This is a genomic window from Kitasatospora sp. GAS204B (assembly GCF_029892155.1).
In the GTDB taxonomy this organism is placed as follows: Bacteria; Actinomycetota; Actinomycetes; order Streptomycetales; family Streptomycetaceae; genus Kitasatospora.
Map to the genome: position 1 here is coordinate 483,355 of NZ_JARZAG010000002.1, position 20,109 is coordinate 503,463.

The window sequence follows — 20,109 nt, forward strand, 5'->3', positions numbered from 1 at the left end:
GCGAGGCGTCCGCGAGCCGGCCGACGGACCCTCAGACCGCCACGCTCCAGGCGATCCCGTCCAGGATGTCGTGCTCGCTGACCACCAGCTCGCCGGCTCCGGTCCGCTCCATGATCGCGAGCAGCACCAGCGCGCCGGCCCCGATCACGTCGACCCGGCCCGGGTGCATCACCGGGATCGCGGCCCGTTCGGCGTGGGTGGCCGCGAGCAGCCGCTCGGTCACCTCGCGGACCTGCGCCAGCGAGAGCCGGGAGTGGTGCACGGCGGTGGAGTCGTACGCCGGCAGGCCGAGCGCGATGGCGGCCACCGTGGTGACCGTGCCGGCCAGGCCGACCAGCGAGGCCGCCTCGGACAACGGGACCACCTCGGCGGCCTGGTCCAGCGCCGCCTCGACGTCCACCCTGGCCGCCGCGATCTGCGCGGCCGTCGGCACCTCGGAGCCGGCGAAGTGCCGCTCGGTCAGCCGCACGCAGCCGATGTCCACCGAGCGGGCCGCCTGCACCCGCTCGCCGCCCAGCACGAACTCGGTCGAGCCGCCGCCCAGGTCGAAGACCAGGTAGGGGGCGGGCACAGCGGTGCCGGTCAGCTCCTTGGTGGCGCCGGTGAAGGAGAGCTGGGCCTCCTCGTCGCCGCTGACCACCTCGGGCTCGACGCCCAGGATCTCCCGCACGCCCTTGGTGAACTCCGCGCTGTTCTCGGCATCCCGGGAGGCGCTGGTGGCCACGAAGCGGGTCCGCTCGGGGCCCACCCCGTACGAGGCGATCACCGCGGCGTACTCGCGGCAGGCGGCGAAGGTGCGCTCCAGCGCCTCGGGGGCCAGCCGCCCGGTGCGGTCCACGTCCTGGCCGAGCCGGACGATCAGCATCCGGCGGTCCAGGTCGCTGATCTCGCCGGTCGTCGGGTCGAGGTCGGCGATCAGCAGGCGGATCGAGTTGGTGCCGCAGTCGACGGCGGCGACCCGGGTGGCGGTCACTTGGCGCCCTCTTCCCGCTGCTCGTCCGGCTGCGCTTCGTGCTGGTCGTCCTGCTGGTCGGCCTGGCGCTTGGCCGCCCGCTCGGCGGTCTTGCGCTCCTTGGCGGCGATCACCGCCGCGTGGTCCTCGGCCTCGGCGCGCTGGGCGACCAGCGCCTCGATCCCGTCCGCGACCTGCTGCTCGCTCACGCAGGCGCCCTTGCGCCACCACTCGGGCAGCATCGCCAGCGCCTCGTCACCCAGCGGGTTGACGCCGGGCCCGGCCGCCAGCGAGTGGCCGACCAGCACGTGCAGGCACTTCACCCGGTCCGGCATCCCGCCGGCCGAGGGGAAACCTTCCAGCACCTCGATGGCGTCGCGGCGGGCGATGTAGTCCTCGTGCGCCTTCTGGTACGCGGCGGCCAGCTCCGGGTCCTCGGCGAGCCGGGCGGTCTGCTCCTTCATCACCCCGTCCGCCTCCAGCGTGCCGATCAGCGAGGCGGCCTTGGGGCAGGTCAGGTAGTACAGGGTGGGGAACGGGGTGCCGTCGGGCAACCGCGGGGCGGTCTCCACCACATCCGGGTTGCCGCACGGGCAGCGGTGCGCCACCGCCCGGGTGCCGCGCGGGACGCGGCCGAGCTGGGCCGCGACGGCGGCCAGGTCGCGGTCGGCGACCGGCTGGTTCTCAAGTGTCATGTCGGGTCTTCTTCACGGGGCGGGCTTCTCACGGAGCGGGGGCGGGAGCGGGGGTGGCGGCGGCCGCGTCCACCGAGTCCCAGACGGTGGCGTACCAGGGCTTGGCCGCCTGCGCGGCGGCCTGCGCGGAGCCACGGCCCGAGGCTTGGGAGGAGGCGGCCGAGGGGGTGGGGTCGACCGAGACGAAGGGGGTCTCACCGGGCATCGCGTAGTGCAACCGCTCGCGGGCCTGGGCCTTCACGAACTCCGGGTCCTGCCAGCGGGCCAGCTCGGTGGTCAACTGCTCGACCTGCCGGCGGGCCTGCTCGGCCTTGACCCGCTGGGCGCTGATCTGGTCGCGCTGGTTGATGAACTGCCGGGTCGGATAGGCGAGGATCGCCACCAGCGAGCAGAGCACCAGGACCAGCACGGTGGCCCGGCTGGTGAACCGCGGCCGGCCGCCCAGACCCGGGATCTTCCAGCCTGCCATCTCCTGACCCCTCCCAGTCGCGCCGATACCCCGGCATCCACCCTACGGGGTGCACACCGGGGCATCGGTCAGGCTGGCTGTCGGCCCTCGCGGGGGTCAGTCCGCGACGCGGAACCGGGGGAAGGCGGCGCGGCCCGCGTACTCGGCGGCGTCGTCGAGGATCTCCTCGATGCGCAGCAGCTGGTTGTACTTGGCGACGCGCTCGGAGCGGGCCGGGGCACCGGTCTTGATCTGGCCGCAGTTGGTGGCGACGGCCAGGTCGGCGATGGTGACGTCCTCGGTCTCACCGGAGCGGTGCGACATCATGCAGCGGTAGCCGTTGCGCTGGGCCAGCTCGACGGCGTCCAGGGTCTCGGTCAGCGAGCCGATCTGGTTCACCTTCACCAGCAGCGCGTTGGCGGTGCCGGTCTCGATGCCACGGGCCAGGCGCTCCGGGTTGGTGACGAACAGGTCGTCACCGACCAGCTGGACCTTGGCGCCCAGCTTGTCCGTCATGGCCTTCCAGCCGTCCCAGTCCGACTCGTCCAGCGGGTCCTCGATGGAGACCAGCGGGTAGTTCTCGACCAGGTCGGCGTAGTACTCGATCAGCTCGGCGGCGGTCAGCGCCTTGCCCTCGAACTGGTAGGCGCCGTCCTTGTAGAACTCGGAGGCGGCCACGTCCAGGGCCAGCGCGACGTCCTTGCCGGGCACGTAGCCGGCCTTCTTGATCGCCTCGGTGATCAGGTCCAGCGCCTCGCGGTTGCTGTCCAGGTTCGGCGCGAAGCCGCCCTCGTCGCCCAGGCCGGTGGACAGGCCGCGCTCCTTCAGCACGCCCTTGAGCGTGTGGTAGACCTCGACGCCCCAGCGCACGGCCTCGGAGAAGGACTCCGCGCCGATCGGCGCGATCATGAACTCCTGGATGTCGACGTTGGAGTCGGCGTGCGAGCCACCGTTGAGGATGTTCATCATCGGGACCGGCAGCACGTGCGCGTTCGGACCGCCGAGGTAGCGGAACAGCGGCAGGTCGCTGGCCTCGGAGGCGGCGTGCGCGACGGCCAGCGAGACGCCGAGGATCGCGTTGGCGCCGAGCGAGGACTTGTCCGGGGTGGCGTCCAGGTCGAGCATCGCCTGGTCGATCAGCCGCTGCTCGGTGGCGTCGTAGCCGACCAGCTCCGGGCCGATCTGCTCGATCACGGCGAGGACGGCCTTCTCGACGCCCTTGCCGAAGTAGCGGTTCTTGTCACCGTCACGCAGCTCCAGCGCCTCGAAGGCACCCGTCGAGGCGCCGGACGGGACAGCGGCACGACCGGTGCTGCCGTCGTCGAGGCCGACCTCGACCTCGACCGTGGGGTTGCCGCGCGAGTCGAGAATCTCACGGGCTACGACGACATCAATGGACGGCACGAGGCATCTCCTAGACGGAAGCGGTCCTGCGGACGTGGGTAGGGAGTCGTTACGACCAGAGCCTAACCGCACCGGCCACCGCGACGACCCGGACCTGCCTCCCGTCTCACGGTGTGGCTCGGCTACCTGCCGGTAGTTCACCTGAATGCGTGTCGGTGGTCGTTTCGCGAGCCGCTCGCGCGGGGCCGCATCGGCGCGGCCCCGCGCGGGCTGTCGGCCGGTCAGCCGAGGTGCAGCAGCTGGCCGGGCATGATCAGGTCCGGATTCCCGCCCACCGTCTGCTGGTTGGCCTGGTAGAGCTGCTGCCAGCCGCCGGTCTGGTGCTGGGCCTGGGCGATCATCGAGAGGGTGTCGCCGGCCCGCACCGTGTAGTCGTGACCGGAGCCGCTCGGCGCGGCGGCCGGTGCCTGGGCCGGGACCTGGATCGGGGCCTGGATCGGTGCCTGGGCCGGGGCCTGAGCGGGCGCCGGGGCGGGCATGTTCCGGTCGTACACGCTCTGGTGGCTGGTCCAGTACCACCCGCCGTCGCTCTGGTACCAGTAGACCTGACCCTTCGCGTCCCAGCCGGCCTTGCCGGGGAAGGCCGGGGCGGTGGACTGCGGCACCTGCTGGGGCTGCGCCCGCTGGGCCTGCGGAGCCGGCGTCTGAGGCCGCGTCTGCTGCCGGCTCGGGGCGACCGGCGCACTGGCGTCCAGCGCGGCTGCGGCGCCGCCCTGGGCCAGGCCCGCCTTGACCGAACAGACCGGCCAGGCGCCGGGACCCTGGTCGGCCAGCACCTTCTCGGCGACCGAGATCTGCTGCGCCCTGGTGGCCTGGTTGGCCTGCGACGCGTACTGGGTGCCGCCGTACGCGGCCCAGGTGGAGGAGGTGAACTGCAGACCGCCGTAGAAGCCGTTGCCCGTGTTGATGCTCCAGTTGTTGGTGCTCTCGCAGTTGGCGACCTTGTCCCAGACCGTGACCGGGGCGGCATGCGCGGCGGTCGCGGTGAGCAGCGGCACCGCCAGACCCGCACCGGCCACGCCGGCCACGGCGATCGCCCGCTCGGTCTGGGTACGACGACGATGACGGCCATTGCCCTTGAGCAGCATGAACTGTCCCTCTCCGCACGCCTGCGAGGTGAGCTGTCGGGTTCGGGCCCGTGAGGTCGGCCCGGCCGCTGACGCGGCTTCACCCCTAGCCGTGGGAGACGGCAGAAAATCCTGGGTCCCCCGCCCCTGCCCCGAGGTAGGTCGGCGTCCCGACGGCGCGGTGGGCAGGACTCGGCGTACCGCACGCGGGGTTCGCAGCTGCGAACTCCTGGGAGGGTAGGCAGATTGACGGACCAATCACAAGCTCATATCGCATACATCACACGAGAATTACGACGCCGTCAGATCGTCCACTAACCGATCAGGTTTGTCCGCATTGATGCGTATTCAGATCGTGCCTGCCGGAACACTTCCGACACGCCGTCAGACATCCGACACGCCGTCAGGAGCTGCCGGCCGAGGATTCCGGTGTGAAAGAAACCGGCAGTTCGCGCAGCCCACGCATGATCAGACCGCCCCGCCAGCGCAGTTCCGCCGGATCGCCGGCGAACTCGATGTCGGGCAGCCGGGTCAGCAGGGTGGCCAGCGCCGCCTGCCCCTCCAGCCGGGCCAGCGGAGCGCCGATGCAGTAGTGGATGCCGTGCCCGAAGCCGAGGTGCGGGTTGTCCTTGCGGGCCAGGTCCAGGGTGTCGGGTCGACCGAACCTGGCCGGGTCGCGATCGGCCGCGGCCAGCACCACCAGCACCGGATCGCCGACCGGGATGTCCACCCCGCCGATGCTCAGCGGCGCGGTGGCGAACCGCCAGGTCGCCAGCTCCACCGGACCGTCGTAGCGGAGCAGTTCCTCGACGGCGGTGGTCAGCAGCTCGCGCTCGCCGCGCCGCAGCGACTCCTGCAGGCGGGCGCGCTGCTCGGGATGGTTCATCAACGTGTACATGCCGTTGCCGATGAGGTTGACGGTGGTCTCGAAGCCGGCGAAGAGCAGGATGAAGGCCATCGCGGCGGCCTCGTTCTCGCTCAGGTGCTCGCCGTGGTCGCTGGCCCTGATCAGCCCCGAGATCAGGTCCTCGCCCGGCTCGGCCCGCTTGCGGTGGATCAACTCCGCCAGGTAGGACCGCATCCGCTTGACCGCGCGGGCCACCCCGCCGCGCGGGCCGCCGCCGTGTCGGATCATCATGCCGGCCCAGTCGCGGAAGTCGTCCTGGTCCTCGGCCGGCACCCCGAGCAGGTCGCAGATCGCGTAGATCGGCAGTGGGAAGGCGAACTCGTGGATCAGGTCGGCCGAGCCGCGCGCCGCGAAGCCGGAGATCAACCGGTCCGTCAGCTGCTGCACCCGGGGTTCGAACTCGGCCACAGTGCGCGGGGTGAAGGCCTTGGAGACCAGGCGGCGCAGCCGGGTGTGGTCGGGCGGGTCGATGTTCAGCAGGTGGGTCATCAGGTCGGCCTGCCGCTCCCCCGGGATGCCGACCCGTCCGGTGCGATGTGCCTGCTCACTGTGGTGGGCCGGGTTCTTGGAGAGCCGGGCGTCGGCCAGTGCCTGCCGGGCGTCCGCGTACCGGGTCACCAACCAGGCGTCAACCCCGCTCGGCAGGGTGGTCCGATGCACCGGGGCGTGCTCCCGCAACCAGGCGTACGCCGGGTACGGGTCGGCGGCGAACTCCCAGGTGAACAGGGGTGGTGCGGGCGGCAACGGGATGGCATCGGGCTGGTCCGGCATGTCTTGACGGTATCCCGTCCCCAGGAGGAGTGAGCCTGGTCACCTGACGGGTAATCCCTGTTGCGGAGGGTCAGGAGAAGCCTACGATCCTCCGATACGTGGTTGGCGGGCGTTGCAGTGCGGCGGCGCCCCCAGGGAGGAGCAGGCCATGCGAGTAGCCGGGGCAGTGGTGGTCATCGCGGTACTCAGCGGCGGCGACGGCGACGGGCCGGCCCGCCGCTTCGCCGCGGCGGGCGCCGCCGGCCTGCTGATCGCCGACCCGCGGACCGGGGTGGCCGAGGACCTGGCCGCCGCCATGGACCGGATCGGCTGCCCGGTGATCGGGGTCAGCTCCGACATCCACCAGCCCAGCGACATCGCCGCCCTGGTCGACACCACCGAGAAGCACCTGGGCCCGATCGACCTGTTCTGCGTGAGCGGCCCCGACGGCGAGCGGATCGTCGCGATGGCCGAGCTGCCCGGCCAGCTGCACCGCCTCGCCGAGCTGCTGGACCCGCTGGGCGAGGCGATCGGCGCGGTCGTCCCGCCGCAGCGCCAGGTGCACGCCCACCAGCAGCCCGCCTGACGGCCCGCCCTGGCCCGGCTCCTAGTCGGCGGCCAGCCCCTCGGCTGCCCGCACCGCCGCCCGATAGCCGCGCGCGGCCGCCCGCAGCGCCGCGTCCGGGTCCACCTTCGCGTCGTGCGCGCGCTGCACCACCGCGAGCAGCAGCGCGCCGGCCGTCTCCTCGGTCAGCTCGGCCGGCAGCGCGTACGGCGCGTCGGGAACGCCGGTGAAGCCCGCCCGGCGGACCCGGGAGACCAGCTTCGCCGCCAACGCCAGGGCCGGCAGCCCCGCCGGCACGCCGTCCAGCACCGACTCCCGGTGCTGCTTCTCGGCGGCCTTCAGCTCCTCCCAGTTGGCCTCCACCTGGTCGGTGGTGGCGGCGTCGGAGTCCCCGAAGACGTGCGGGTGGCGGTACATCAGCTTCTCGACGATCGCCCCGGCCACCTCGTCGATGGAGAACGGGTCCTCGGGGTCCTCCTCGGCGATCCGGGAGTGGAAGAAGACCTGGAGCAGCACGTCGCCCAGCTCCTCGCGCAGCGTCTCGCGGTCGCCCTCCTCGATCGCCTCGACCAGCTCGTAGGCCTCCTCGACCAGGTACTTCACCAGGCTGGCGTGGGTCTGCTCGGCGTCCCACGGGCAGCCGCCGGGCGAGCGCAGCCGGTCCATCACCGCGACCAGGTCGAGCAGCCGGGCGCCGGGCAGGTCGTAGGAGCCGGGCAGCAGCTCGATCTCCGGCGCCCGGCCCGCCGCCTCGACCGCGATCCGGGCCAGCGCGTCGGTCAGCCCGGGGTCGCCGTCCGGGCTGCCCAGGAAGAGCACCGGGGCGCGTTCGACCAGGGTGCGGGCCAGCGCCGGGGCACTGTCGCGGGCCACCAGCTCGACCGCCACCCGCGCCTGGGCGAGCGCGGGCAGCTGGGGGTGCGCCGGGTCGGCGGCCAGCACCAGGGGCGCTGCCCGCAGCGCCTCCCAGGCGGGCCAGCTGAGCAGGCCGGGGGCGACCCGGTGGGTGGTGGTGAGCAGGGTCAGCTTGGGGGTGTCGGCGCTGTTCGGGGTGTCCGTGTTGGTCTCCACCCCTCGAACCTACCGCTCAGGCGGCGGCACCCGACTGCGGCAGCCAGTCCTCGCTCGGGCTGTCCAGCACCGCCTGCTGCGCGTCCCAGCTGCCGTAACGCGGGTTGACCGTCACCTTCAGCTGGGCGGCGGCCTCGGCCAGCAGTTGGTGCACCGTCTTGTTGCCGTCCGTGGTGCCGATCTGCCGCCCGCCCAGCGCGGCCAGCTTCTGCAGGCCGATCTGCTCGCGGTGGAAGTTGTCGATCTCCCGGGCCGGCACCGCGTGCTTGAGCAGCAGCATCTGCTCCAGCCCCGCCTCGCCGCCCCAGGCCTGCGCCTGGTCGGACCGCGCCTGGGCGACCTCGGTGTCGCTGACGGTCAGCCGGTGCTCGGCCAGCGCCTGCGCGACCACCTCACTGAAGATCATCCCGGAGACGGTCGCCCCCACCAGCCCCGCCTGCTCCTGGTACTGCCCGCTCGGCAGCCTGGCCGCCTGCGCCCGGAACTCGGCCACCCGGGCCTGCACCGCCGCCTCGGTGATCCGGTCGGGGCCGACCACCGCCGCCGCCCCGGCCTGCAGCGGCCGCCCCCCACAGGCGGTCAGCAGGGCGGCCGCGAGCAGCGCACCGACCGCGGGCAGCACCCGGCGCGGCCCGGGGCGGGCGGGGGCGGCGGGGGTACGGCGAAGGCAGTGGCTGCGGATCACGCGGGGCCTCCCGGGCGGGGCTGCGGTGGCGACTGACTCCTGACGGGACACGACAATAGAGAGCCGGGGCGGCCAGCGCGGACATGTTGCACCGAATGAGTGAGCGTCGGCAGGTCGAGCTGATGGATCATCAGTTCTTAGGCGCGGTACGGGTTCCAGGCCGACGCCTGCGGCGCCGGCGGATGGGTCGGCCAGCTACCGGTCCGCGGGTCCAGCGGCAGGAGCGACGGGAGCGACGACGGGGACGCCGCAGCCGCGGGCAGCGCCGACTGGGGGCCGGTGCGGCGGTGGTGCTGCAGCTGGTCCAGGTGCTGGCGCAGCCGCTGGACGTCCGGGTGGTGCGGCCCGAGCCGCGGCTCGCGGTCGAAGAGCAGCGCAAGCAGCCACTCCCAGGCACCCTCGGTGTCCCCCGACCCCGCGAGCAGCAGGCCGATCCGCTCGCGCAGGTCGAAGCAGCGGGCCGGGTCGGCGTCCTGACCCGAGGTCAGTCTGGCGGTGTGGTCCGCCAGCAGTGCGCGGTACTCCGCCAACGCCTCCGGCGCCCGGCCCAGTTGCTCCAGGCAGGCAGCCGCCTTCCGGCGGTGCTCCAGCGCCTGATCCGCCTGTGGCCCGTCCTGCGCCGTCGCGGCGGCGGCCAGCAACTGGTACTCGGGCAGCGCCGCGCGGTACTGCCCCTCCTGGAGCAGCGTCCGGGCGTAGATCGTGCGCAACGTGCGGACCAGCGGCGCCCCGTCGCCGTGCGCGGCCCGGGCCAGCGGGAGCAGCCGGGCGGCGAGGTCGATCACCTCGGCGTACCGCTGCGCGGCCAGCAGGTCGGAGACCTGGCCGCAGGCGGCGACCAGGTCGGTGGGCGCCGGCTGCGTGGCCGGGGGAGACGGGGGCGACGAGGACACCAGCGGCGGCGCGGGCAGTGTGGTGGCGGCCCCGGGCAGCGGCTGGTGCGGGTAGCGGAACGGCCCGGTCGGGTCGGGCGCCGGACCGTACCCGGGGTGGGCGCCCGCCTCCGGCGCCGGCAGCAGTGGACGCAGCCGCCGGTACACCGTCTGCGCGTCGGCGGGCCGCGCGGCGGGCGGCTTGGCCAGCAGCTCCAGCACCAGCGCCTCCAACTCGGCAGGCACTTCGGGCCGCAGCCGCCGCAGTGGCACCGGCGCGTCGTCCACCTGGCGGCGCAGCACCCCGAGCGCGGTCGGCGCCCGGAACGGCTCCTCGCCGGCGAGCATCTCGTGCAGCAGGCAGCCGAGCGCGTACAGGTCGCTGCGCGCGTCCACCGCCCCGGAGAGCGCCTGCTCGGGCGCCATGTAGGAGGGGCTGCCGATCGGCACGCCGGTCAGGGTGAGCCGGGTGTGCTCGCCGTCCAGCGCGGTGGCGATGCCCAGGTCCAGGACCACCACCCGGCCGTCCGGACGGACCATCACATTGCTCGGCTTCAGGTCCCGGTGCACCACCGGAACGGCGTGCACCACCGAGAGCGCCGCGCAGATCTGGGCGGCCACCGCCACCGCCCAGGCGATCGGGAACCGGCCCTCCTCGGCGATCAGATCGCCCAGCCCGACCCCGGGCAGCCGCTGCATCACCAGGTAGAGCTCGCCCGCGTCCTCGCCCGCGTCGAAGACGGTGACCAGTCCGGGGTGGTCGAGACCAGCGGTGATCCGGCACTCCCGCAGGAACCGCCGTCGCAGCTCGGCCCGCCGTTCCTCGACCTCCTCGGGACCGTCCCCGGCGAGCAGCGCCTCGGTGCGCAGCAGCTTCACCGCCACCCGGCGGTCCAGCCGCTCGTCGTAGCCGGCCCAGACCTGGCCCATGCCACCGTGCCCGATCTTCTCCGCCAACCGGTAGCGGCCGCCGATCACCCGGCTGCTGTGCGCACTCACCGCCCGCCGTCCTCGGCCTGCCGGCGCAGCAGTTCGCCGAGTTGCCGCAACTCGTCAACGGGGGCGGGGGCCTGGGCGCTCGGCGGCTGGTACGCCGGGGGCTGGGGCGCGAGCGGCCAGGCGACGAGCGGCGCCACCGACACTCGGACCTGACGGTCCATCAGCAGGAAGTGCGTCGGCGCCGCGAAGACCAGCAGTGCCATGGTGCCCTCACCGAGCCCGTTGACCACCGCCGCGTGCTTGTCCGCTCCCCCGATCACCGCGCACACCAGCATCAGCAGCGACAGCGCCGCGAACACCACCGCTCCCACCACATCCACCCGCCGCTTGCGCCGCGCCGCCAGTGCCACCGCGGGCACGAACCCGAGCAGCCCCGCCGTCAGCACCGCCACCAGACAGAGCAGCACCTTCGCGCCCACCCCGAACGGCCCCTTCGCCGCTGTCGGCACCACCGGCCCGAACTGCCCGGGAAACTGGCCAGCCATGCGTCTCCGTCCCCGCGCGATGAGTGCCCTCGATGATCATCGCCAACGGTACCGCCCACGCCCCACGCGCCGCCGGGCATACCGGGAACCGCGACCGCTCCGTGACCAGCACCGGCCCACCTCCCGAGCCGCTCGGCGTGTTGGCGGGTCGGACGGCGGCCGCCTCCGGATCATCGGACTCAGCGACGCGCGCCGTCCCGGCGGGCGACCGAGGACAAGGAACCAGCCGTGTTCGACACCAGCAAGGCCTTCAGCAGCTTCTCCGTGAACGACCTCGACAAGGCCAAGCACTTCTACGGCGAGATCCTGGGACTGCGGGTCTCCGACCTGACCATGGAGCGGCAGTACCGGCTGCTGCGGCTGCACCTGTCCGGCGGCGGCGAGGTGCTCGTCTACCCGAAGGACGACCACACCCCGGCGTCGTTCACCGTCCTCAACTTCCCGGTGGCGGACGTCGAGCAGGCCGTCGACGAGTTGGCCGGGCGCGGCGTGCGGTTCGAGCGGTATCCCGGGCTGGCGGCGGACGAGAAGGGGATCTTCCGGGGCGGCGGCCCGCACATCGCGTGGTTCACCGACCCGGCGGGTAACGTCCTCTCGGTGCTGCAGCAGGACAAGTAGCCCGACCCCGCCGGTCAGCCCACCGTCAGCCCGCCGTCCGCCAGGCCGTCCGTCAGGCCCTGGGCCAACTGCCGCCCCAGCTCCTCGGCCTGGCGCAGGCCGGCCGCGAAGGCGGCGGTCCGCCCGAAGGCCTCGCCCAGCGCGCGCTGGGCTTCGAGCGGGAGCCTGGGCACCTGGACCCGCCGGACGTCGAGGCGGGAGGTGGTGGAGGCGTGGGTGCTGGCGGAGCGGGCGGCGGCGGTGGAGCGCAGGCGGCCGGCCAGGAACTCGGGGTCGAGCAGGGCCGGGTCGGGGCGCAGCAGGTGCAGGCGGGCGCCGAGGGCGGCGCCGTCGGCCGGGTCGCCGGGGTGCACGACCAGCGCGGCGCCACTGCCGAGGGCCGGGACCAGGACGTCGCCGGGGCGGGCGAACAGCGCGGTGGCGTCGGCCAGCGCGGCGCTCGGGCCGCGTCCGGTCGCCAGGTCCTGGTCGGTCAGCACGGGGGTGGCCGACGGGTCCTCGGCGAGGGGCCGGGTGGCCGGTCCGGTGCCGGAGGAGAGGACCTCCAGGGCGCCGCCGCGGGCGAGTTCACCGATCGTGGTCACCGGCATGCCGGGACGCTCGCCGGCCGCCGAGACGGCGGGCAGTGCCTGGTCCAACTCGGCCAGCGAGGACAGGAGTTCGCCGAGCCGGCCGCGCAGCCCGGTGAGCGCGTCGGTGCCGCCTGCCGCGGCCGGCGGCGGCAGGTGGCGGGCGGGGGCCAGATCGGTGTCGTCGTCGAGCAGTTCGATCGAGTCCAGCACCCGGTAGACGCCTGGGCGATCCGCCACGGTGGCACCGCCGTCGAAGGCCTGCCATCCTTCCAGCACGGTGCGGTGCAGGGTCGGCCAGTCGAACTGCCCGGGCTGCGTGGCGGTGGCGTCCAGCAGCAGCAACCGGCGGGCGGGCGCGGTCTCCTGGGGGTCGGGGCGGCGCAGCAGCCAGAGCTGCAGCGGCACTCCGTAGGGTGGCGCGGCGCCGGCCGGCAACGCGACGACCGCGCGCAGCGCGCCGGTGCGCAGGAGTTCCGCGCGCAGCCGGCGCCCGGAACGGCGGGAGGCGACGGTGGGCGGCAGCAGCAGGGCGGTCAGGCCGCCGGGGCGGGTGTGCGCCAGGCAGTGCAGCAGCCAGGCGAGTTCGGACTCGCCCCGGGGCGGCACCTGGTCGAAGAGCCAGCGCGGGTCGTAGCGCAACTCCTCGTAGCCCCAGTCCCGTTCGTTGTAGGGCGGGCGGCAGAGCACGGCGTCGGCGAGCAGTTCGGGCCAGGCGTCGGCCCGTAGCGCGTCACCGGCGCGCAGCCGCAGCGGCAACGGTCCTGGCGCGGCGGCGGGCGCGGCCAGGGCCAGCCGGAGCAGGGCGATGCCGGCGGCCACCGGGTCGCGGTCCTGGCCGTGCCGGACGGCGCCGGCGGGCGCGGCCAGCAACAGCGAGCCGAGCCCGCAGCAGGGGTCGAGGACGCTGGCCGCCTCGCCCGCCAGCGCGAGCAGCAGGGCGGCCGCCTCGGGCGGCAGCTGACCCGGCTGCCGGGCGCCGGCCAGCAGCGCCTCGAACACGGCGGCGGGCGTCTGCTCGGCGGCCAGCCGGGCGAGCAGGCGGCAGAGTTCGAGCTGCGTGCTGCCGTAGAGCGTGGGCAGGTCCGCCAGCGCGCCCGCCGCCGGGTCGAGCGTCTCGGCGAGCAGTCGCGCCACCGCCCGGGGCAGCGCGAGGGCCAGCCGGGTGTCGGATTCAGCGGCCAGCTCCACCCACGTCTCGGGGGCCCGGTGCAGCAGCAGCAGGAAGGCACCGGCCGGCAGCAGCGGGGCGTTCGGGTGGCCGGCCGGGTCGCGCAGTGCGTCCAACTGCCGGCGGCAGCGCTCCAGTAGCGGCAGCTCGGCGATCTTGCCCTGGCGGCGCAGCCACTCCTCGATCTGGGGGAGCGCGAAGGTGGGGCTGCTCTCGCTGCCGCCGACGGGCTGCGGGAAGTCGGCGTGCCGCTTGCGCCAGTTGCTCACCGCCGCTCGCCCGACCCCGGCCAGCCGGGCGATCTCGACGGCGGTCACCTCGGGGGTCGGCGGCATCGGGCGGCTCCTCCATGGACGGCGGCTGTGACCACTCAGCATAGCCAGACGGGACAGGGATCCCTGTTCACGCGTGAACAGATCAGTTCCGTATTTCCCTGTTGACGATGTTCACAGCAGTCTGGTCTGATGGAGCCATCGCCGAACGGGGCGAACAGCAAGACCCAGAACCAGCAAGACCCAGCACGCCCAAGACCCAGTCGAAGCAAGGGAATCCGCCATGCGCAGCTCCGCCACCGCCCGCCGCCGCTCCACCACCACCGCGCTGCTCGCCGGTGGCGCCCTGCTCGCCCTCGCCACCACCGCCTGCGGGCCGACCGCCACCACCTCGGTCTCCACCAAGCCCGTGCGGTCCACGGCCGCGACCGGCGCGACCGGCGTGGGCACCCCGGGCGCCCCGAGCGCCGCGGCCGGCAAGACCCCCACGGTCGCCAAGGTCGGCGACGCCATCGCGCTCAAGGGCATGGACAAGGGCGCCTCGGACGACGTGAGCGTGGTCAAGGTGGTCGACAACGTGCAGAGCACCGACGGCATCAGCAAGCCCGCCGACGGCAAGCGCTGGATCGCCGTGCAGTTCCAGATCAAGGACAGCGGCAGCACCGCCTACAGCGACTCCCCCGAGAACGGCACGACCGTGGTGGACGACAAGGGCCAGTCCTACAACTCGGTGATCGCCGACACCGGCGCGGGCCAGAGCTTCCCCGTCCCGCTGAACATCGCCCCCGGCGACACCGCGCTCGGCTACATCACCTTCGAGGTCCCCACCGACGCCAAGATCGTCAAGGCCCAGTTCACCCTGGACAGCGGCTTCGCGGACCAGACCGGCCAGTGGAAGCTCAACTGACCTCCCGGCACGGTGCGCCGGGGCGGCAACGACGAAGCGGCGGATGGCACCGAGCCACCCGCCGCCCGCCCCCCCCGCAGCCAGCGGGGCTACCGGAACTACGCCTTCTTCGCCGCCGCCAGCTCCTCGAACATGGTGCTCAGGAAGGTCCCGCACCAGGCCAGCAACTCCCGCCCGACCACCGGCTTCCCACCGATCCGCGCGGTCGTCGGCCGCGGCACCAGCACCTGCGAGCTGGCCGCCTTCACCTGGCTGCGCGGGTAGAGCCGGTTCAGCCGCAAGGTCTGCGACTCGCGCAGCTCCACCGGCCCGAACCGCACGTTGGCGCCCTGCAGGGTGATGTCCGCGACCCCGCAGCGCCGGGCGTACAGCCGCAGCGCCGCCACCAGGAGCAGGTTCTCCACCGGCTCGGGCAGCTTGCCGTAACGGTCCGTCAACTCGGCCCGCACCTGGTCGATGTCGGCCTCCGCGTTGACCGCGGCGATCGAACGGTAGGCCTGCAGCCGCAGCCGCTCGCCGGGGGCGTAGTCGTGCGGCACGTGGGCGTCCACCGGCAGCTCGATCTTCACCTCCAGCGGCTCCTCCTCCACCTCGCCGCCGCTCGCCAGCGACTCGCGGAACTCGGCCACCGCCTCGCCGACCATCCGCATGTAGAGGTCGAAGCCGACGCCCGCGATGTGCCCGGACTGCTCGCCGCCGAGCAGGTTGCCCGCGCCGCGGATCTCCAGGTCCTTCATCGCGACGTACATGCCCGCGCCCATCTCGGTGTGCTGGGCGATGGTGGCCAGTCGCTCGTGCGCGGTCTCGGTGAGCGGCTTCTCCGGCGGGTAGAGCATGTAGGCGTACCCGCGTTCCCGGCCACGCCCGACCCGCCCGCGCAGCTGGTGGAGCTGGGAGAGGCCGAAGGTGTCGCCGCGCTCCACGATCAGCGTGTTGGCGTTGGAGATGTCGATGCCCGACTCCACGATCGTGGTGGAGACCAGCACGTCGAACTCCTTCTCCCAGAAGTCGACCACCACCTTCTCCAGGTGGGTCTCCCCCATCTGCCCGTGCGCGGTGGCGATCCGGGCTTCGGGCACCAGGTCCTTCAGCCGGGCGGCCGCCTTGTCGATCGACTCGACCCGGTTGTGGATGTAGAAGACCTGGCCCTCGCGCAGCAGTTCACGCCGGATCGCGGCCGAGATCTGCTTCTCGTCGTACGGTCCGACGAAGGTCAGCACCGGGTGGCGCTCCTCCGGCGGCGTGGTGATCGTCGACATCTCGCGGATGCCGGTGACCGCCATCTCCAGGGTGCGCGGGATCGGGGTCGCCGACATGGTCAGCACGTCGACGTTGGCCCGCAGCTTCTTCAACTGCTCCTTGTGCTCGACGCCGAACCGCTGCTCCTCGTCCACGATGACCAGACCGAGGTCCTTGAACCTCGTCTCGGCGGAGAAGAGCCGGTGGGTGCCGATCACCACGTCCACCGAACCCTCGCGCAGGCCCTCCAGGACCGCCTTCGCCTCGCTGTCGCTCTGGAACCGCGACAGCGCCTTGACCACCACGGGGAAGTTGGCGTACCGCTCGGCGAAGGTGGAGAAGTGCTGCTGCACCAGCAACGTGGTGGGCACCAGCACGGCCACCTGCTTGCCGTCCTGCACCGCCTTGAAAGCGGCTCGCACGGCGATCTCGGTCTTCCCGTATCCGACGTCGCCGCAGATCAGCCGGTCCATCGGAACCGACTTCTCCATGTCGGCCTTGACCTCGGCGATGGTGGTCAGCTGGTCGGGCGTCTCCGCGTACGGGAAGGCGTCCTCCAGCTCGCGCTGCCACGGGGTGTCCGGGCCGAAGGTGTGGCCGGGGGCCGCCATCCGGGCCGAGTAGAGCTTGATCAGGTCGGCCGCGATCTCGCGCACCGCCTTCTTGGCCCGCTGCTTGGTCTTCGCCCAGTCCGCGCCGCCGAGCCGGTGCAGGGTCGGGGCCTCGCCGCCGACGTACTTGGTCACCTGGTCGAGCTGGTCGGTCGGCACGAAGAGCCGGTCGCCGGGGTGGCCGCGCTTGGCCGGCGCGTACTCCAGCACCAGGTACTCCCGGGTGGCGCCCTGCACGGTGCGCTGGACCATCTCGACGTAGCGGCCCACCCCGTGCGCCTCGTGCACCACGTAGTCGCCGGCGGCCAGCGCCAGCGGGTCGATCGCGTTGCGGCGCCGGGACGGCATCCGGCGCATGTCCTTGGTGGAGGAGCGCTGGCCGGACAGGTCGGTCTCGGTGATCACGGTCAGCTTGAGCGCCTGGTCCACGAAACCGTGCTCGATCGAGCCGCAGCAGACGTAGACGACGTCGCGGGTGGGCGGCTCGGTCAGGTCGGGGACCAGCCGGGCGGCGATGCCCTCGTTGCCGAGCACCTCGGCCAGCCGGGCGGCCGGCCCTTGGCCCTCGGTCACCATGACGACCCGCCAGTCGGCGGCCAGCCGCTCCTTGGCGTCGGCGATCGCCCGCGCGGTGTCACCGCGGTAGGCCTCGACGGCGTGCATGCCCAGGGTCAGCGTGTTGACGTCGAACTCCAGGACGGAGCTGACATCCGCGTCACTGGTCGCGAACGGGCTGACCGACCACCAGGACAGTCCGATCTCGGCGGCGTGCTCGCGCACCTCGGCCAGCGAGCGCAGCGAGGCGGCCGAGACGTCGATCTGCTCGACGTCGATCGGCCGGTCGCCACCGGCGGCCGCGGCCGCCCAGGAGGCGTGCAGGAACTCCTGACTGGTCGCCACCAGGTCGGCGGCCCGGGTGCGGACCCGCTCCGGGTCGCAGACCACCGCGACCGAGCCGGACGGCAGCACGTCCAGCAGCAGCTCCATGTCGTCCACCAGCACCGGGGCCAGCGACTCCATGCCCTCGACCGCGATCCCCTCGGCGATCTTGTCCAGGATCTCGGCCAGCTCGGGGTGCGCCACGGCCAACTCGGCGGCGCGGGCGCGCACCTGATCGGTCAACAGCAACTCCCGGCAGGGCGGCGCCCACAGGCCGTGCTCGGCGATCTCCAGCGAACGCTGGTCGGCCACCTTGAAGTAGCGGATCTCCTCGACGTCGTCGCCCCAGAACTCCACCCGCAGCGGGTGTTCCTCGGTCGGCGGGAAGACGTCCAGGATGCCGCCGCGCACGGCGAACTCGCCGCGCTTCTCGACCAGTTCGACCCTGGCGTAGGCGGCGGCGGACAGCCGCTTCGCGATCTCGCCCAGGTCCGCCGACTCGCCGCCGCGCAGCGCCACCGGCTCCAGCTCGGCCAGCCCCTTGACCTGCGGCTGGAGCACGGAACGCACCGGCGCCACGACCACCTGCACCGGACCGGCGGCCGGATCGTCCGCCCTCGGGTGGACGATCCGGCGCAGCACCGCGAGCCGGCGGCCGACCGTGTCCGAGCGCGGCGAGAGCCGCTCGTGCGGCAGCGTCTCCCAGGCCGGGAACTCCGCCACCGCGTCCGGCGGCAGCAGCGAGCGCAGGCTGGCGGCCAGGTCCTCGGCCTCCCGGCCGGTCGCCGTCACCGCCAGCACCGGCCGGCCCCGCTCGCCGGCCCCCGCGGCCAGCGAGCGGGCCAGCGCCGCGATGGCGAACGGCCGTGCGGCGGGCGGGCCGACCAGGTCGAGATGAGGGCGGTGGCCGCCGGCCGCCGCCTCGATCGCCTCGGCGAGGGCGGTGTCGCGGACCACGACATCGAGCAAACCGATCAGGCTCATGGAGTCTCTTCGTCCCGTTGCGTCCAGGCGGAGCGCCCGGTGGCGGAACCTGTTCCTGCCGCCGGGCAGCTTGATGGGCCCGGCACGCGGGTACGCAGGGGCCGGGTCAGGCTCCCAGAGTACGCCGAGCGGCCGACCGGACGGCGGCCAGCCACGACCATGCACATGACGGTCGGAGGGGCGGCGATGACCATGCGTTCGGACGCAGTGGCCGATTGTCAAGAAGTGGACATACTCCTGTCACTGGAAGTCCATGGACAGCGCGCAGGATGGATCACGTGCCCGCCGCTCCAACCGTGGGGGATGGACTGGTGGGCCGCACGCACTCCGATGGGGGTCGGGGTGCGAGGCCGGGTGACCCTGGGTGGGGGCACCCGCCCGACCGTCGGGAGTCGTGGCGCCCTTTCCTGGAGGGCGCCACGGGTCCTGGCCGGCTGGTCTTTCCGGTGATCTTCGGGCCGCCCGGAGCCCCTTTCGCAGGCACCCGCCACGGGCACGCCACCGAACCCTGACGCCGCGTCAGGTCCAAGCCCTCAGGTGCGCCGACGTCGCACCGTGTTGGGCAGCGAGTCCAGGCTGACCTCGTCGTCGATGATGACGATCTTCGGGATGATCGCGGTCTCGTCCTCGGCGCGCGGTGCGCCCTCGGTCGGCCGCGCGTCCTCGATCCGTGGCATCAGCGTGGTCTCCGCCGCCGGGTCGGTGGCGGCGGCCACCGGGGGCGGGGTGGCCGGGCGGGGCGGGACCGGCGGCTGGGCGGCACCCGCCGCGCGCAGGGCGGTGCGCGGGTCGGCCTGGGGCTGGGCCGCGGCGGCCGGCGCCTCGAGCGGCCCGGACGGCATCCGCAGCACGGTGGTCGGCTGGTCGGCACCGGCCGACTCGGCGGGGACCGTCTCGGAGGCGGCCGGCAGCGGGACCTCGCCGGTCTCGGCCTCCGAGTCCGGCGCGGGTGCGGCGGGCGCGGGCCCGGCGGGCGCGAATGCAGCGGGCGCGGGTGCGGCGGGCGCGGGTGCGGCGGACGCCTCGCCCGGCTCGATCATGCCGACCGCCTTGCCGGTGAGCGAGGCCAGCGTGCCCTTGATGTGGTCCAGGTGCGTCTGCACCGTCTCCAGGCGCTTCTCGAACTCGGCCCGCTCGGCCGCGGTGCGCGCGTTGATCTGCTCGGCCTCGCGGCGGGCCGCCTCGATCAGCTGGTCGGCCTTGGCCTGGGCGTCGGTGTCGATCTGCTTGATCACGCCGAGCGTGGTCTCCCGGCGCTGCTCGGCCTCCTTGAGGCGGCTGTCGGCGACCAGCGAGATCTTGGCGTCCGCGGCGGCCGCGGCGGCCTCCTCGGCGGCGAACCGCTCGTCGGCGGCGCGGTGCCGCTCGGCCAGCTCGGCCTCGGCCTGCTCGCCCGCCTCGGCGGCGGCGACCCGGATCCGGGCGGCCTCCGCGGTGGCGGCGTCCTGGATCGCGCGGGCGTCCCGGTCGGCGGCGGCGCGCTGCTTCTCGGCCTCGGCGCGGGTGCTCACCTCGGTCCGACGGGCGGCCTCGTCGGCCTCGGCGCGGGTGGCGGTGGCGTAGGCGGTGGCCTCGGCGTGCTGGGTCCGGCCGGCCTCGGCGACCGCGTCACGGCTCTGCACGGCGAACCGCTCGGCCTTCTCACGGATCTGCCGGGTCTCGTTGTCGGCGATCGCCATCAGGTCGCCGGCCTGCTCGCTGAGCGTGCCGTAGTCCGGCTCGGGCGCCTCGGCGGCGGCCTGCTGGGCGGCGGCCAGCGCGGCCTCCAGCTCGCGGATCTGGGCGCCGAGCCGGCTCAGCCGGTGCCAGGCGTGGTCCCGCTGGGCGGTCAGCGCCGCCAGCGAGCGGTCGACCTGCTCGGGCGCGTATCCCTTCCGGGCAGCGGTGAAGCCGTACGACGGGATGGCGTCGCTCATCTACTGTCTTCCCCTCAGTGGCCGGCTGGGCGCGGTGCCTGGC

16 protein-coding genes and 1 riboswitch are annotated in these 20,109 nt (G+C 73.5%); of the genes, 3 read left to right on the forward strand and 13 right to left on the reverse strand.

Going from position 1 to position 20,109, the window contains the following annotated elements:
* Window positions 1-31: 31 nt before the first annotated feature.
* The 6 genes from P3T41_RS04780 to P3T41_RS04805 form a co-directional block, all read right to left on the reverse strand.
* The gene (locus P3T41_RS04780; RefSeq protein ID WP_280687909.1) at window positions 32-973 is read right to left on the reverse strand and encodes a Ppx/GppA phosphatase family protein; all 942 of its coding nucleotides are present in this window, start codon (window positions 971-973) and stop codon (window positions 32-34) included.
* Window positions 970-1,647, reverse strand: coding sequence for a DUF501 domain-containing protein (locus tag P3T41_RS04785; protein WP_280687910.1), 678 nt, complete (start codon window positions 1,645-1,647; stop codon window positions 970-972). Before P3T41_RS04785 ends, P3T41_RS04780 begins: the two co-directional genes overlap by 4 nt.
* 28 nt (window positions 1,648-1,675) lie before the next feature.
* Window positions 1,676-2,116: a septum formation initiator family protein gene (locus tag P3T41_RS04790; protein WP_280687912.1), complete on the reverse strand. Its 441-nt coding sequence runs from the start codon at window positions 2,114-2,116 to the stop codon at window positions 1,676-1,678.
* Between the two features lie 96 nt (window positions 2,117-2,212).
* Entirely contained in the window at window positions 2,213-3,499 is a 1,287-nt protein-coding gene (gene eno, locus P3T41_RS04795) for a phosphopyruvate hydratase (protein ID WP_280687914.1), read from the reverse strand.
* Window positions 3,500-3,720: 221 nt separating this feature from the next.
* Window positions 3,721-4,587 carry a transglycosylase family protein gene (locus tag P3T41_RS04800; RefSeq protein ID WP_280687915.1) on the reverse strand — a complete coding sequence of 289 codons (867 nt, stop codon included), beginning with the start codon at window positions 4,585-4,587 and terminating at the stop codon, window positions 3,721-3,723.
* Window positions 4,588-4,591: 4 nt separating this feature from the next.
* Window positions 4,592-4,740, reverse strand: a riboswitch (cyclic di-AMP (ydaO/yuaA leader).
* A 229-nt stretch (window positions 4,741-4,969) separates the two neighbouring features.
* A complete protein-coding gene (locus tag P3T41_RS04805; protein WP_280687917.1) occupies window positions 4,970-6,244 on the reverse strand; it encodes a cytochrome P450 in 1,275 nt (424 codons plus the stop codon).
* Window positions 6,245-6,392: 148 nt separating this feature from the next.
* Between P3T41_RS04805 and P3T41_RS04810 the strand changes: the two genes are divergently transcribed.
* Entirely contained in the window at window positions 6,393-6,809 is a 417-nt protein-coding gene (locus P3T41_RS04810) for a hypothetical protein (RefSeq protein ID WP_280687918.1), read from the forward strand.
* Between the two features lie 21 nt (window positions 6,810-6,830).
* Here P3T41_RS04810 and P3T41_RS04815 read toward each other — a convergent pair whose 3' ends face one another.
* The 4 genes from P3T41_RS04815 to P3T41_RS04830 all read right to left on the reverse strand — a co-directional run bounded on the left by P3T41_RS04815 (window position 6,831) and on the right by P3T41_RS04830 (window position 10,900).
* The gene (locus P3T41_RS04815) at window positions 6,831-7,859 is read right to left on the reverse strand and encodes a MazG family protein (RefSeq protein WP_280687920.1); all 1,029 of its coding nucleotides are present in this window, start codon (window positions 7,857-7,859) and stop codon (window positions 6,831-6,833) included.
* A 16-nt stretch (window positions 7,860-7,875) separates the two neighbouring features.
* Window positions 7,876-8,544 (reverse strand): SurA N-terminal domain-containing protein, encoded by a 669-nt coding sequence (locus P3T41_RS04820; protein ID WP_280687922.1) that lies wholly within the window; start codon window positions 8,542-8,544, stop codon window positions 7,876-7,878.
* Between the two features lie 137 nt (window positions 8,545-8,681).
* Window positions 8,682-10,415, reverse strand: coding sequence for a serine/threonine-protein kinase (locus P3T41_RS04825; RefSeq protein WP_280687924.1), 1,734 nt, complete (start codon window positions 10,413-10,415; stop codon window positions 8,682-8,684).
* On the reverse strand, window positions 10,412-10,900 hold the full coding sequence (locus tag P3T41_RS04830) for a hypothetical protein (RefSeq protein ID WP_280687926.1): 489 nt from the start codon (window positions 10,898-10,900) through the stop codon (window positions 10,412-10,414). The genes P3T41_RS04825 and P3T41_RS04830 overlap by 4 nt, the downstream gene beginning before the upstream one ends.
* Before the next feature lie 228 nt (window positions 10,901-11,128).
* Here P3T41_RS04830 and P3T41_RS04835 point away from each other — a divergent pair, with 228 nt between their 5' ends.
* Window positions 11,129-11,518 (forward strand): VOC family protein, encoded by a 390-nt coding sequence (locus P3T41_RS04835; RefSeq protein WP_280687928.1) that lies wholly within the window; start codon window positions 11,129-11,131, stop codon window positions 11,516-11,518.
* Between the two features lie 14 nt (window positions 11,519-11,532).
* Here P3T41_RS04835 and P3T41_RS04840 read toward each other — a convergent pair whose 3' ends face one another.
* Complete coding sequence (locus P3T41_RS04840; RefSeq protein ID WP_280687930.1) at window positions 11,533-13,593, reverse strand: N-6 DNA methylase; 2,061 nt, start codon at window positions 13,591-13,593, stop codon at window positions 11,533-11,535.
* A gap of 220 nt (window positions 13,594-13,813) precedes the next feature.
* Here P3T41_RS04840 and P3T41_RS04845 point away from each other — a divergent pair, with 220 nt between their 5' ends.
* Window positions 13,814-14,437 carry a DUF4352 domain-containing protein gene (locus tag P3T41_RS04845; RefSeq protein ID WP_280687932.1) on the forward strand — a complete coding sequence of 208 codons (624 nt, stop codon included), beginning with the start codon at window positions 13,814-13,816 and terminating at the stop codon, window positions 14,435-14,437.
* Window positions 14,438-14,535: 98 nt separating this feature from the next.
* Here the strand turns inward: P3T41_RS04845 and mfd are convergent, their stop codons facing one another.
* Both mfd and P3T41_RS04855 read right to left on the reverse strand, forming a co-directional pair.
* On the reverse strand, window positions 14,536-18,150 hold the full coding sequence (gene mfd / locus P3T41_RS04850; RefSeq protein WP_280687933.1) for a transcription-repair coupling factor: 3,615 nt from the start codon (window positions 18,148-18,150) through the stop codon (window positions 14,536-14,538).
* Between the two features lie 533 nt (window positions 18,151-18,683).
* Window positions 18,684-20,066, reverse strand: a complete 1,383-nt coding sequence (locus P3T41_RS04855) for a hypothetical protein (RefSeq protein ID WP_280687935.1) — start codon at window positions 20,064-20,066, stop codon at window positions 18,684-18,686.
* Window positions 20,067-20,109 lie beyond the last annotated feature (43 nt).

Coding starts and splice junctions, on each gene's coding strand:
- P3T41_RS04785 (WP_280687910.1), bottom strand. CDS start 1,647: ATGACACTTGAGAACCAGCCGGTCGCCGACCGCGACCTGGCCGCCGTC.
- P3T41_RS04790 (WP_280687912.1), bottom strand. CDS start 2,116: ATGGCAGGCTGGAAGATCCCGGGTCTGGGCGGCCGGCCGCGGTTCACC.
- P3T41_RS04800 (WP_280687915.1), bottom strand. CDS start 4,587: ATGCTGCTCAAGGGCAATGGCCGTCATCGTCGTCGTACCCAGACCGAG.
- P3T41_RS04805 (WP_280687917.1), bottom strand. CDS start 6,244: ATGCCGGACCAGCCCGATGCCATCCCGTTGCCGCCCGCACCACCCCTG.
- P3T41_RS04810 (WP_280687918.1), top strand. CDS start 6,393: ATGCGAGTAGCCGGGGCAGTGGTGGTCATCGCGGTACTCAGCGGCGGC.
- P3T41_RS04830 (WP_280687926.1), bottom strand. CDS start 10,900: ATGGCTGGCCAGTTTCCCGGGCAGTTCGGGCCGGTGGTGCCGACAGCG.
- P3T41_RS04840 (WP_280687930.1), bottom strand. CDS start 13,593: ATGCCGCCGACCCCCGAGGTGACCGCCGTCGAGATCGCCCGGCTGGCC.
- P3T41_RS04845 (WP_280687932.1), top strand. CDS start 13,814: ATGCGCAGCTCCGCCACCGCCCGCCGCCGCTCCACCACCACCGCGCTG.
- mfd (WP_280687933.1), bottom strand. CDS start 18,150: ATGAGCCTGATCGGTTTGCTCGATGTCGTGGTCCGCGACACCGCCCTC.
- P3T41_RS04855 (WP_280687935.1), bottom strand. CDS start 20,066: ATGAGCGACGCCATCCCGTCGTACGGCTTCACCGCTGCCCGGAAGGGA.